Origin of the sequence: Pseudomonas asplenii, from assembly GCF_001293465.1 — a bacterium.
Classification (GTDB): Bacteria; Pseudomonadota; Gammaproteobacteria; order Pseudomonadales; family Pseudomonadaceae; genus Aquipseudomonas; species Aquipseudomonas fuscovaginae_B.
The window spans coordinates 80,926-92,450 of record NZ_JSYZ01000019.1 but is presented as its reverse complement, the minus strand read 5'-3'; the positions used below and the strand labels follow the sequence as shown (position 1 = coordinate 92,450).

Here is an 11,525-nt window from a genome sequence, read left to right as displayed (position 1 = left end):
AATTTCGTACACAGCCTAAGGCCGGGCCTGGGCATCGAGGCCACTAGGCCGAGGCCTCCAACGGATAGAAGCTGAAGTAGTGCTGCAACGCCTCTACCAGCTTGTAATACGCCTCGGGCGGCTCGTGCAGAACGAAACCGGAGTCGTAATAACACGGCGTCGCCTCTTCATGCGACCACAGGCATCGGGCGTTCAGGTCAATGAGCTGAACAGTGTCGTCGGGACCGGGAAGTTTCAATTGCAGTTCGAAGTCCGCATTCACCAGCAATGGCAACTGGCTGATCAACATCAGCCCCTTGTCGGAAACATTGCCCAGATAGCCAATGGGCCTGTCGGTGAAACGGTTGAACACCCTGAGGAAGTACGGCAATTGGTGCCGCTCGATTCGACGCTCGGTAGGCATGTTGATAATCGCTATACAAGACCATTCAGCATGGCCGCGCTAGTGCTTCGGAGCAGGACTGGCCGCCCCGCTCTCCCTTGGCCTCGGCGCGACGACAGCCCTGTGCTGCGTCACAAACCTCTACCGAGCCATGGTTTTCAACTCAAACGAATTGATAAAACTGAAACCATACACCCGAACTTTAGCTGAAAGCTGGCAGAGAGCCAGTTCATATTTCATTTGTCATCACAACGGTGCCGGCCGCGGCTGGGCGGGCACGGCCGCGTCAGTATGCCCCAGCTGGCGCAACGTCTCCAGGCGGGCCTGGGCGCGGTAGGCATACTCGCTGTACGGGTACTGGGTAATGATGAAACGATAGGTCTGCACCGCATCGACGAACAGTTTCTGGCGTTCCAGGCACTGGCCGCGCAACATCGAGACTTCCGGCTGCACATAAGGCCGGGTACGGCTTTCGCGATCCACCTGGGACAACTGCAGCATCACGTCTTCACAGTTGCCACGATCGTAGGACCGATAGGCATTGTTCAGGTGGCTGTTCATCGACCAGCGGGTGCAACCGACGACACTGGCTGCCAAGACTAAAACGAGCAAAATGCGCATGGGTATCTCCTGTTCTTGGCAGTGTATCGACCCGTTGGCGAAAATCTTCAGCATGTTCGCCAAACAACATATCCGAAAAAAACTTCTTCGCTGAAAAGTAGTGCAAATGAACAATGACTACAGCACGGGACCATAGTAGCCTCTTGTTGCGCTTGAACTCAGGAGTCTCTGCATGTCCGTTCGTCGTACAAAAATCGTCGCCACACTGGGCCCGGCCAGCAACTCGCCGGAAGTTCTGGAACAGCTGATCCTGGCTGGCCTGGACGTCGCCCGCCTGAACTTTTCCCACGGCACCCCCGACGAGCACAAGGCTCGCGCCAAGCTGGTCCGCGATCTCGCCGCCAAGCACGGGCGCTTCGTCGCGCTCCTGGGTGACCTGCAGGGTCCCAAGATCCGTATCGCCAAATTCGCCAACAAGCGTATCGAGCTCAAGATCGGTGATCAATTCACCTTCTCCACCAGCCATCCGCTGACCGAAGGCAACCAGCAGGTCGTCGGCATCGACTACCCGGACCTGGTCAAGGACTGCGGTGTAGGTGACGAACTGCTGCTCGACGACGGTCGCGTGGTCATGCGCGTCGATACCGCCACCGACACCGAACTGCGTTGCATCGTCACCGTCGGTGGCCCGCTGTCGGACCACAAGGGTATCAACCGTCGTGGCGGTGGCCTGACCGCTCCGGCCCTGACCGACAAGGACAAGGCCGACATCAAGCTGGCTGCCGAAATGGAAGTGGATTACCTCGCGGTGTCCTTCCCCCGTGACGCCGCCGACATGGAATACGCCCGCAAGCTGCGCGACGAAGCCGGCGGTACCGCCTGGCTGGTGGCGAAGATCGAGCGTGCCGAAGCCGTGGCCGACGACGAGACCCTCGACGGTCTGATCCAGGCCAGCGACGCGGTCATGGTTGCTCGTGGCGACCTCGGCGTGGAAATCGGCGACGCCGAGCTGGTGGGCATCCAGAAGAAGATCATCCTGCACGCACGCCGCCACAACAAGGCGGTGATCGTCGCGACCCAGATGATGGAGTCGATGATCCAGAACCCGATGCCGACCCGCGCCGAAGTGTCCGACGTTGCCAACGCCGTGCTGGACTACACCGACGCCGTCATGCTGTCGGCCGAGAGTGCCGCCGGTGCCTATCCGCTCGAAGCGGTACAGGCCATGGCGCGTATCTGTGCCGGTGCGGAAAAGCACCCGACCAGCAAGACTTCCAGCCACCGTATCGGCAAGGTCTTCGAACGCTGCGACCAGAGCATCGCCCTGGCTGCCATGTACACGGCCAACCACTTCCCGGGCGTCAAGGCGATCATCGCCCTGACCGAAAGCGGCTACACGCCGTTGATCATGTCGCGGATCCGTTCCTCCGTACCGATCTACGCGTTCTCCCCGCACCGTGAAACCCAGGCGCGCGCGGCGTTGTTCCGGGGTGTCTACACCGTACCGTTCGATCCGGCATCGCTGCCGCCCGAGCAGGTCAGCCAGGCGGCGGTCGACGAGCTGCTCAAGCGCGGCGTGGTCGAACAGGGCGACTGGGTGATCCTGACCAAGGGCGACAGCTACCACACCATCGGTGGCACCAACGGCATGAAGATCCTGCACGTCGGCGACCCGCTGGTCTGATTGACCTCTCGCTGCACCAAAGCCTCGCCGCATTCTGCCGCGAGGCTTTTTAATGCCTGGAAAATGACGCACTGCAGGCTTTTGCTATTTCTCCTGTGCTGCCGATCCTGATCGGGCCTCATGCAGCCCAGGCGTCAGGCAGAACTGACCAGGCAAGGCCGGCACCCGGCTTCAGCGCCTGGCCAGGAATCCCGAAAGCGCTGCAATCGCTTCAGGCGAACGCAGGCGCTGGACGAACAGCTTGCCCTCGGCCTCCACCACCTGGCGCAACTGCTCGCGATCCGGTGACTTCATCAACGCCTTGCTGACCTGCACCGCCGACGGCGCCAACTGCTCGAAACGCAAGGCGGCTTCCCTGGCCTTGAGCAAGGCCTCGGCCCCGCTCGGCAAGGCCGCCGTCGCCAGCCCCCAGGCCGCCGCCTGTTCCCCGCTGAAACCTTCGCCCAGCAGCAGCAACTCGGCAGCCTTGGCATGCCCGACCAGGCGTGGCAACAGCAGGCTGGAACCGAACTCGGGGCACAGCCCGAGATTGACGAAGGGCATGCGCAAGCGGGCATCGGCGCTGACATAGACCAGATCGCAATGCAGCAGCAGGGTCGTGCCGATCCCCACTGCGGGCCCTGCCACGGCAGCGACCACCGGCTTGCGGCAATCGAGCAGGTTGCGCATGAAATGGAAGACCGGGCTGTCGAGATCGCTAGGCGGCTCCTCGAGGAAGTCGGCGATATCGTTGCCACTGGTGAAGCACTCGTCGCTACCACGAATCAGCACCGCCCTGACCGCCGGGTCCTCGTCGGCCAGTTGCAGGGCCTGGCCCAATTGACCGTACATGGCTCGGGTCAGGGCATTCTTCTTGTCGGCACGGTTCAGGCGCAGGGTCAGCAGGCCACCTTCGCGCTCTATCACAATCGCGTCAGTCATCTCGGCTCTCTTGTCATGGGCTCCACGTTCGCGCAAAGCAGGTTCCGCCCGACAGGGACTCAACCACGTGGCAGGAACACATCCGCCAACAGCTGGTTGCGCGGCAATCCGGCCAGGTACAGACGCCGGGCAAAGGCCTCGACACTGCTGGGGGCACCACAGAGTAGAGCCAGGGTCTGTCGGGAGACAAGCCGCAGTTTGGCCAGAAACTCCGGCAGTTCGGCAGCACTCAGGCATTCGACCGTGAGAGGGGCGTGGCTTGCCGCCAGCGCGGTCAGTTCGGCAGCCAGGTAGTGCTCAGTGCTGTCATGGGCCAGGTGCACCAGACGAATCGGTCCCTCATGCCCCTGGCGCAACGCCTCGCGCAGTACGCCCCACAATGGCCCCAGGCCGGTACCGGCCGCCAGCAGCCAGAGCGGCCTGGCGTGCCAGTCGGGATCGTAGTGCAGGGCACCACCACGCAACTCGCCCAGACGAATCGCCTCTCCCTGGCTGAACCCCCGGGCCGCATCGCAGAACTCGCCGGGCTGACGGCAATCGAGGTGGAACTCCAGGCAGCGATCCTCCTGCGGCAGGCTCGCCAGCGAGTAGGGACGTGCCACCCCCTGCGCCGTCCACAACACCAGATGCTGGCCGGCGCGATAACGCAAAGGCCGCTCCGGCAGGACGCGCAGACGCAATACCGTCGGGCTCACCCAGTCGAGCCCGGCAATATGGGCCAGGGCACCGTCGCGCAGCGGGTCGAACACTTCCAGGCACAAGTCCTCATGCACCTGGCACTGACAGGCCAGGCGCCAGCCACGTTCACGCTGCTCGGCCCCCAGGGCATCGGGCTGACGGTCCTGCGGCTCGCCCTGCAGGCAGTGCACCAGGCAGGCATGGCAACTCCCGGCACGGCAGCTGTAGGGAACCCTGACGCCGGCCTGGTTCAGGGCATCGAGCAGATTGCTGCCCGCCGCCACCGACCAGGCCCGCTCACCGACCCGCAACTCAGGCATCGCTGAACTCCCAGGCGGCACAACAACGATTGCGCCCATCCCGCTTGGCGCGATAGAGCGCCTGGTCGGCGCTCTGCAGGGCATCGTCGAGATCGTCGTCCTCACTGACCAGGGTCATGCCCACCGACAGGCTCAGGTTGCCGACCGCCAGTCCGACCAGTTCGACCTGGGTGAAGGCCAGGCGCAGGCGCTCGCAACAGGCCGTCAGACGGTCGGGATCGGCATTGGGCAGCAGCAGCACGAATTCTTCTCCACCGTAGCGCGCCAGCACATCACCCTCGCGCACGCAGGCCCCGGCCACCCCGGCAAAGGCCTGCAACACCTGGTCGCCGGCCGCATGCCCGTGCACATCATTGATGCGCTTGAAATGATCGAGATCGATCAGCGCCAGGCCATGCACCGTGCCCGGCTCCATCAACTCCAGCTCACGGGACGCCAGGCGCAGGAAATGCCGTCGGTTGTACAGGCCGGTCAGTTCGTCGGTGGCCACCAGGTCTTCCAGCTGGCGCATCATGCCGCGCAAGGTGTCCTGGTGAGCCTGCAGGGCGAACCGCCGCTGGCGCATGCGCAGGCGCGAGGCCTGCACGTAGCTCGCATACAGGCACAACCAGGCCAGCACCACGAACAGCACACCGACCTGCAAGGCCGCCAGCCCAGGGTCGGGCAGGCGGAACTGGTAGCCCTCCCAGAGGTTGAGCGCGGCAAAGCTGAAAAACACCAGCACCGCACAACGCACGAATTTGCGACGCGGCAGATGAAACAGCCCGAACAGCAGGATCAGCGGGTAGAACACTAGGAAAGTGCCCCGGGCCTGCTCGAGGTTGGCCATCATCCAGGTTTGCCAGGCCAGCCCCAGCAATACCTGGAACTCGGTCAGGCTGGGATCGCGAAAACGCAGGTTGCGGCCGCTGAAGAACAGCCAGCCGAGCACACCCTGGCTGGCGACCACGAGGCCGGTGGTGACCAGGCCCTGGGTCACGCTGGCCAGGTAGTAACCGGCAAAAATCGCCGCCCAGACCAATAGCAATGCCAGCCCGTAGGTAGCGGCAGCCAGGGCGAAACGTTTGCGTAGAAGACTCTGTATGGCTTTATGGGTCAATCTATGACTCACCGTGCGCTGAGGGCTCATGGGACATCCTTCCCGTACAGGCCACTTGCCACTCTAGTGATCCGGATCAAAAATAACCATTCAATTTTCATAACTTGTACAGTTCTTGCTGTACCTGGACGCACGTGCCGATCCCCTACCCGACCATGGTTTGACCACTGACGGATGTGTCCGGCTGCTGGCCGGGTTATACTGCCGCGCCGTTTTTGTGCCGGCCCCGCGTGCCCGGCCCGCCTCAAAAGATGTTTTCGACAGACCAGATGCAAAAAGGTCGCAAACACCTTACTTAAATGTTCCCGTCTTCATAGAGGAGCGCGACCCATGACCGTGATCAAGCAAGACGACCTGATACAGAGCGTTGCTGACGCCCTTCAGTTCATTTCCTACTACCATCCCGTGGATTTCATCCAGGCCATGCATGAGGCCTACCTGCGGGAAGAGTCGCCAGCCGCCCGTGACTCCATGGCGCAGATCCTGATCAACTCGCGCATGTGCGCCACCGGCCACCGGCCGATCTGCCAGGACACCGGTATTGTCACCGTGTTCGTCCGCGTCGGCATGGACGTGCGCTGGGATGGCGCCACCATGAGCCTGGACGACATGATCAACGAAGGCGTGCGTCGCGCTTACAACCTGCCGGAAAACGTCCTGCGCGCCTCGATCCTGGCCGACCCGGCCGGCAGCCGCAAGAACACCAAGGACAACACCCCCGCGGTCATCCACTACTCCATCGTCCCGGGCAACACCGTGGAAGTGGACGTGGCGGCCAAGGGCGGCGGCTCCGAGAACAAGTCGAAGATGGCCATGCTCAACCCGTCCGACTCGATCGTCGACTGGGTGCTCAAGACCGTTCCGACCATGGGCGCCGGCTGGTGCCCACCGGGCATGCTCGGCATCGGCATCGGCGGTACCGCCGAGAAGGCCGCGGTGATGGCCAAGGAAGTGTTGATGGAATCCATCGACATCCACGAACTCAAGGCCCGCGGCCCGCAGAACCGCATCGAGGAACTGCGCCTGGAACTGTTCGAGAAGGTCAACCAGCTGGGCATCGGCGCCCAGGGCCTGGGCGGCCTGACCACCGTGCTCGACGTGAAGATCATGGACTACCCGACCCACGCCGCCTCTCTGCCGGTGTGCATGATCCCCAACTGTGCCGCCACCCGTCACGCGCACTTCGTGCTCGACGGTTCCGGCCCGGCCGCCCTGGAAGCGCCTCCGCTGGACGCCTACCCGGAAATCGTCTGGGAAGCCGGCCCGTCGGCTCGTCGCGTCAACCTCGACACCCTGACGCCGGAAGAAGTGCAAAGCTGGAAACCGGGCGAAACCGTGCTGCTCAACGGCAAGATGCTCACCGGTCGCGACGCCGCGCACAAGCGCATGGTCGAAATGCTCAACAAGGGCGAAACCCTGCCGGTGGACCTCAAGGGCCGCTTCATCTACTACGTCGGCCCGGTTGATCCGGTGCGCGAGGAAGTCGTCGGCCCAGCCGGTCCGACCACCGCCACCCGCATGGACAAGTTCACCCGGCAGATCCTCGAGCAGACCGGCCTGCTGGGCATGATCGGCAAGTCCGAGCGTGGCCCGACCGCCATCGAGGCGATCAAGGAGCACAAGGCCGTCTACCTGATGGCCGTGGGTGGCGCCGCCTACCTGGTGGCCCAGGCGATCAAGAAGTCCAAGGTCGTCGCCTTTGCCGAACTGGGCATGGAAGCGATCTACGAGTTCGAGGTCAAGGATATGCCGGTGACCGTCGCCGTCGATGCCAAGGGCGAGTCGGTGCACATCACCGGCCCGGCGATCTGGCAGAAGAAGATCAGCGACAGCCTGGCGGTGGAAGTGCAGTAAGCGCTTTCGCTACAGGTGCAGTGGCAGATGCGAAAACGGCCCGGTTGATCCGGGCCGTTTTTTTTGCCCGCAAGAACCTCAGCCGGACACCTGCACAACCGCCTGCATCTGCTCCCGCAGCCACTTCAGCGCCGGGTCCCCTTCCCGACGCTGATGCCAGACAAAGATGAAATCGAACGCCGGAATCTCGAACGGCGGCGGCAAAACTACCAGCCGCTGCTGATCGATCGCCCGCAGGTTGCGCGAGGCCACGGTCAGGATCAGGTCCGTCCCGGCGATCAGTCCCGGCGCCACGCTCCAGTGCGGCAGGCTGATCGCCACCCGACGCCGCTGGTGGATCGCGCTCAGCGCACGTTCGATTTCCGCGGTGCCGCTGCCACGCATTTCCAGCAACACATGGGGCCGTGCCAGATACGCCTGAAGCCCCAGCCCCTCCTCCCCCGCCACACTCTCCCGGTCCACCAGGCAGGCATAGCGCTCGCGAAACAGATGGACGCTGCGCAGTTGCGGCGACAGGTCGGGAAAGACTCCCGCCGCCGCATCGATATCGCCATTGAGCAGCAACTCCAGCATGCCTTCGCGACTGGCCTGGGTGATCTGCAGGTCGATGCCCGGCGCCTGGCTACGCAGCACCGGCACCAGCCCCGGCAAGAGCATCGCCGCACCGTAATCCGACATGGCCAGGCGAAAGGTACGGCGGGCCGAGGCCGGATCGAATCCCGGCGGCGCCAGCAGGTCCTGCACCCGTTCCAGGGTATCGCGCAGCGGCTGGGCCAACGCCAAGGCCCGTGCCGTCGGCACCAGCGTGCCACCGACCCGCACCAGCAGCGGGTCGCCGAGCAGGTCGCGCAGGCGAGCCAGGGCATGGCTGACCGCCGGCTGGCTCAAGTGCAGGCGCTGGGCAGCCCGGGTGACATGCTGCTCGGTGAGCAGCGCATCGAGAATCACCAGCAGGTTGAGATCGATACGACGAAGATCATTCATCTCGTGCATGTTCAGGATACTTTCTTTGAATTTAAATTTTTACAACGAATACCCTAGCATGCTCTCTCGACAATAACCGCCCAATCCGGGCGATGCCTGTTGGAGAACGAACATGAATACCTTGAGTGGAATGGGACTGCTGGCCCTGGCCGCGATCGCCGGCGCGGTCGTGCCCTTTCAGAGTGCGATCAACGCCAATCTGGGGCGCGGCCTCGGCCATCCGTTGTGGGCGACCCTGGCCTCGCTGCTGGTCAGCCTGGCGGTGCTGCTGCCGGTGATGCTCGCCCTGCGCCTGCCCTTGCCAAACCTGACCTTCGCCGGCAAGGCACCGGCCTGGGTCTGGCTCGGCGGTGTGTTCGGCGTAGGCTTCGTGGCCCTGGCGGTGCTGCTGGTGCCGCGGCTGGGAGCCGGCGGCTTCGTGGCCCTGGCGCTGGCCGGGCAGGTCATCGCCTCGCTGATCCTGGACCATTTCGGCCTGTTCGGACTGGCGGCGCGTCCTGTCGACGGCGTACGCCTGGTCGGCGCCCTGCTGCTGATCGCCGGTGTGCTGACGGTTCAGATCGGCCCAGGCATCGTCGCTGGCACGGCGGCCAGTGCACGGCTTTGAAACGCTTTCGCGGGCGAACCCGCTCCCACAATGGAACGCACGGTTCCCTTGTGAGCGCGGGCTGCCCGCGAAGAGGTGCTATCGGCTAGAACGCATTACGGAAGATCTCCTCGATCTGCCGCTGGTCCGCCGAACGCGGATTGGTCAGGCCACAGGCATCCTTGAGCGCATTGGCCGCCAGCACCGGAATATCCGGCAGCTTGGCCCCCAGCTCGCGCAGGCCGGCCGGGATTTCCACGTCCCCGGCCAGCGAACGGATCGCCGTAATGGCCGCCTGGGCGCCCTCCTCGGGACTCAGGCCGGCGACGTCGGCACCCAGCGCCCTCGCCACGTCGCTCAGCCGCTGCGGACAGACCGAGGCATTGAAGGCCTGCACATGGGGCAACAGCACCGCGTTGCACACGCCATGGGGCAAGTCATAGAAACCGCCCAACTGGTGCGCCATGGCATGCACATACCCCAGGGACGCGTTGTTGAACGCCATGCCCGCGAGGAATTGCGCGTAGGCCATGTTTTCCCGGGCCTTCAGGTCGGCACCGTCACGCACCGCCAGGCGCAGGTTGGCGCTGATCAGCTCGATGGCCTTGATCGCGCAGGCATCGGTGATCGGCGTCGCCGCCGTCGACACGTAGGCCTCGACCGCATGGGTCAGCGCATCCATCCCGGTCGCCGCCGTCAGCCCCTTGGGCATGGCGACCATCAACGCCGGATCGTTGACCGACAGCAGTGGGGTGACATTGCGATCGACAATCGCCATCTTCACATGCCGCGACTCGTCGGTAATGATGCAGAAACGGGTCATCTCACTGGCCGTACCGGCCGTGGTATTGATCGCCACCAGCGGCAACTGCGGCTTGGCCGAGCGATCGACCCCCTCATAGTCACGGATATGCCCGCCATTGGTGGCGCACAGGGCAATACCCTTGGCGCAGTCATGGGGCGAACCGCCGCCCAGCGACACCACGAAATCGCACTTGCCGTCCTTGAGCGCGGCCAGGCCCTGCTCCACGTTGGCGATGCTCGGGTTGGGCTTGGCCCCGTCGAAGACCAGCGAGTCGATATCGCGCAGCGCCAGCGCCTCGGCGATCCGCGCCGCCACACCGGCCTTCGCCAGCCCGGCATCGGTCACGATCAACGCCTTGCGAAAGCCATGGTTGCGGATGGCATCCATCGCCTCGTCCAGGCAATCGATGCCCATGATATTCACGGCCGGAATGAAAAATGTGCTGCTCATGGCAAATCCTCTTGGCGTTGACCGGGGCTGCCTGCCCCGCGATGAGCACAGCATCGACCGCTTGCCCGTCAGGGTTGTTGATCTGGCTCAATGTCAGGTCGTGATAAAGTCGCCGCCTGTCCACCTTCTGCCCTTGAGACGACGAATAGCGATTATGGAACTCCAGGAATTTGATGCCGAACTTGAAGACTGGAACGCCGTGCGTGCCGACCTGCCCTTCACCGGGCTGTTGATCGGCAACGGCGCGAGCCTGGCGGTGTGGCCGGGCTTTTCCTATGACTCGCTGTTCGAGAACGCCCAGCGCACCAGGAACCGCCCGCTGGGGCTGAGCGAACTGGCGGTGTTCAAGACCCTGGAGACCAGCAGTTTCGAGCTGGTGCTCAGCGCGCTGAAGAGCACCATCAAGGTCAACGCCGCCCTGTCCATCAGCTCGTCCTCGCCGCGCAATCGCTACTTCGCGATCAAGGAAGCGCTGATCCATGCCGTGCGCGGCGTGCACATTCCCTGGAAGCTGGTGCGCCCCGAGAACCTGGCGCGGATCAACGCCGAACTGGGCAACTACCGCACGCTCTACTCCACCAACTACGACCTGCTCAACTACTGGGCGATCATGCAGGCACCGCAGCCGTTCAAGGACCTGTTCCAGAACGACGAGGCGACGTTCGACCTGGGCAACACCGACACCCAGGGCACGCGCATCCTCTACCTGCACGGCGGCCTGCACCTGGTGAAGAACATCGATGGCAGCACACGCAAGCTGCTGTCCTCGGAGAGCACCCTGCTGGGCAGCTTCGCGGTCAACGCCCTGGGCGACGTGCCGCTGTTCGTCAGCGAAGGCAATGCCGAGGACAAGCTCAAGGCGATCCGCAACTCCGACTACCTGTCATATTGCTACGGCCAGCTATGCCAGCACCAGGGCGCCCTGTGCATCTTCGGCCACAGCCTGGGCGAACAGGACCGGCACATCGTCCAGGCCGTGCAAGACGCCGGCATCCAGACCCTGGCGATCTCGATCTACCCGCGCAGCAAGGCGTTCATCCAGCACCAGAAACGCCACTACGCGAAGCTGTTCGTCGGTCACAACGTGGTCTTGCGTTTCTTCGACGCCAAGAGCCATCCGCTGGGCTGCCCGGAGTTGCTGGTCACGCCCGAGGCTTGAAGTCAGGGCTTGTGCCGGCCCCACCAGAAACTGCAGTGAACC

The 11,525-nt window shown here is 63.7% G+C and carries 11 protein-coding genes; 4 read left to right on the top strand and 7 right to left on the bottom strand.

What is annotated here, in order from left to right; all coding sequences use genetic code 11:
* Positions 1–43: 43 nt before the first annotated feature.
* Both PF66_RS23755 and PF66_RS23750 read right to left on the bottom strand, forming a co-directional pair.
* Positions 44–403: a PilZ domain-containing protein gene (locus PF66_RS23755; protein WP_054057269.1), complete on the bottom strand. Its 360-nt coding sequence runs from the start codon at positions 401–403 to the stop codon at positions 44–46.
* A gap of 225 nt (positions 404–628) precedes the next feature.
* Positions 629–1,003, bottom strand: a complete 375-nt coding sequence (locus tag PF66_RS23750) for a tetratricopeptide repeat protein (protein ID WP_054057268.1) — start codon at positions 1,001–1,003, stop codon at positions 629–631.
* Between the two features lie 172 nt (positions 1,004–1,175).
* Here PF66_RS23750 and pyk point away from each other — a divergent pair, with 172 nt between their 5' ends.
* Positions 1,176–2,627, top strand: a complete 1,452-nt coding sequence (gene pyk / locus PF66_RS23745) for a pyruvate kinase (protein WP_054057267.1) — start codon at positions 1,176–1,178, stop codon at positions 2,625–2,627.
* A 171-nt stretch (positions 2,628–2,798) separates the two neighbouring features.
* On the opposite strand, the gene PF66_RS23740 is transcribed toward pyk, so the two are convergent.
* Genes PF66_RS23740 through PF66_RS23730 form a run of 3 tightly spaced genes read right to left on the bottom strand, consistent with a single transcriptional unit; the run spans position 2,799 to position 5,645 of the window.
* Positions 2,799–3,548, bottom strand: a complete 750-nt coding sequence (locus tag PF66_RS23740; protein ID WP_054057266.1) for an enoyl-CoA hydratase-related protein — start codon at positions 3,546–3,548, stop codon at positions 2,799–2,801.
* Positions 3,549–3,607: 59 nt separating this feature from the next.
* Positions 3,608–4,546, bottom strand: coding sequence for an iron-sulfur-binding ferredoxin reductase (locus PF66_RS23735; protein ID WP_054057265.1), 939 nt, complete (start codon positions 4,544–4,546; stop codon positions 3,608–3,610).
* The gene (locus tag PF66_RS23730; RefSeq protein ID WP_054063988.1) at positions 4,539–5,645 is read right to left on the bottom strand and encodes a GGDEF domain-containing protein; all 1,107 of its coding nucleotides are present in this window, start codon (positions 5,643–5,645) and stop codon (positions 4,539–4,541) included. Before PF66_RS23730 ends, PF66_RS23735 begins: the two co-directional genes overlap by 8 nt.
* Before the next feature lie 330 nt (positions 5,646–5,975).
* On the opposite strand from PF66_RS23730, the gene PF66_RS23725 reads away from it, so the two are divergent.
* Positions 5,976–7,499 carry a fumarate hydratase gene (locus tag PF66_RS23725; protein WP_054057263.1) on the top strand — a complete coding sequence of 508 codons (1,524 nt, stop codon included), beginning with the start codon at positions 5,976–5,978 and terminating at the stop codon, positions 7,497–7,499.
* A gap of 78 nt (positions 7,500–7,577) precedes the next feature.
* Here the strand turns inward: PF66_RS23725 and PF66_RS23720 are convergent, their stop codons facing one another.
* On the bottom strand, positions 7,578–8,492 hold the full coding sequence (locus tag PF66_RS23720; protein ID WP_054063987.1) for a LysR substrate-binding domain-containing protein: 915 nt from the start codon (positions 8,490–8,492) through the stop codon (positions 7,578–7,580).
* A gap of 103 nt (positions 8,493–8,595) precedes the next feature.
* Here PF66_RS23720 and PF66_RS23715 point away from each other — a divergent pair, with 103 nt between their 5' ends.
* Positions 8,596–9,090 (top strand): DMT family transporter, encoded by a 495-nt coding sequence (locus PF66_RS23715; protein ID WP_054063986.1) that lies wholly within the window; start codon positions 8,596–8,598, stop codon positions 9,088–9,090.
* 85 nt (positions 9,091–9,175) lie between these two features.
* Here PF66_RS23715 and yiaY read toward each other — a convergent pair whose 3' ends face one another.
* On the bottom strand, positions 9,176–10,324 hold the full coding sequence (yiaY, locus tag PF66_RS23710; RefSeq protein ID WP_054063985.1) for an L-threonine dehydrogenase: 1,149 nt from the start codon (positions 10,322–10,324) through the stop codon (positions 9,176–9,178).
* A 154-nt stretch (positions 10,325–10,478) separates the two neighbouring features.
* Between yiaY and PF66_RS23705 the strand changes: the two genes are divergently transcribed.
* Positions 10,479–11,483, top strand: coding sequence for a DUF4917 family protein (locus PF66_RS23705; RefSeq protein WP_054063984.1), 1,005 nt, complete (start codon positions 10,479–10,481; stop codon positions 11,481–11,483).
* Positions 11,484–11,525 lie beyond the last annotated feature (42 nt).

Excerpts from the sequence above, each read along its gene's own strand:
- PF66_RS23725 (WP_054057263.1), top strand. The coding sequence starts at position 5,976 with ATGACCGTGATCAAGCAAGACGACCTGATACAGAGCGTTGCTGACGCC.
- PF66_RS23740 (WP_054057266.1), bottom strand. The coding sequence starts at position 3,548 with ATGACTGACGCGATTGTGATAGAGCGCGAAGGTGGCCTGCTGACCCTG.
- PF66_RS23755 (WP_054057269.1), bottom strand. The coding sequence starts at position 403 with ATGCCTACCGAGCGTCGAATCGAGCGGCACCAATTGCCGTACTTCCTC.
- pyk (WP_054057267.1), top strand. The coding sequence starts at position 1,176 with ATGTCCGTTCGTCGTACAAAAATCGTCGCCACACTGGGCCCGGCCAGC.
- PF66_RS23720 (WP_054063987.1), bottom strand. The coding sequence starts at position 8,492 with ATGCACGAGATGAATGATCTTCGTCGTATCGATCTCAACCTGCTGGTG.
- PF66_RS23735 (WP_054057265.1), bottom strand. The coding sequence starts at position 4,546 with ATGCCTGAGTTGCGGGTCGGTGAGCGGGCCTGGTCGGTGGCGGCGGGC.
- PF66_RS23750 (WP_054057268.1), bottom strand. The coding sequence starts at position 1,003 with ATGCGCATTTTGCTCGTTTTAGTCTTGGCAGCCAGTGTCGTCGGTTGC.
- PF66_RS23705 (WP_054063984.1), top strand. The coding sequence starts at position 10,479 with ATGGAACTCCAGGAATTTGATGCCGAACTTGAAGACTGGAACGCCGTG.
- yiaY (WP_054063985.1), bottom strand. The coding sequence starts at position 10,324 with ATGAGCAGCACATTTTTCATTCCGGCCGTGAATATCATGGGCATCGAT.
- PF66_RS23715 (WP_054063986.1), top strand. The coding sequence starts at position 8,596 with ATGAATACCTTGAGTGGAATGGGACTGCTGGCCCTGGCCGCGATCGCC.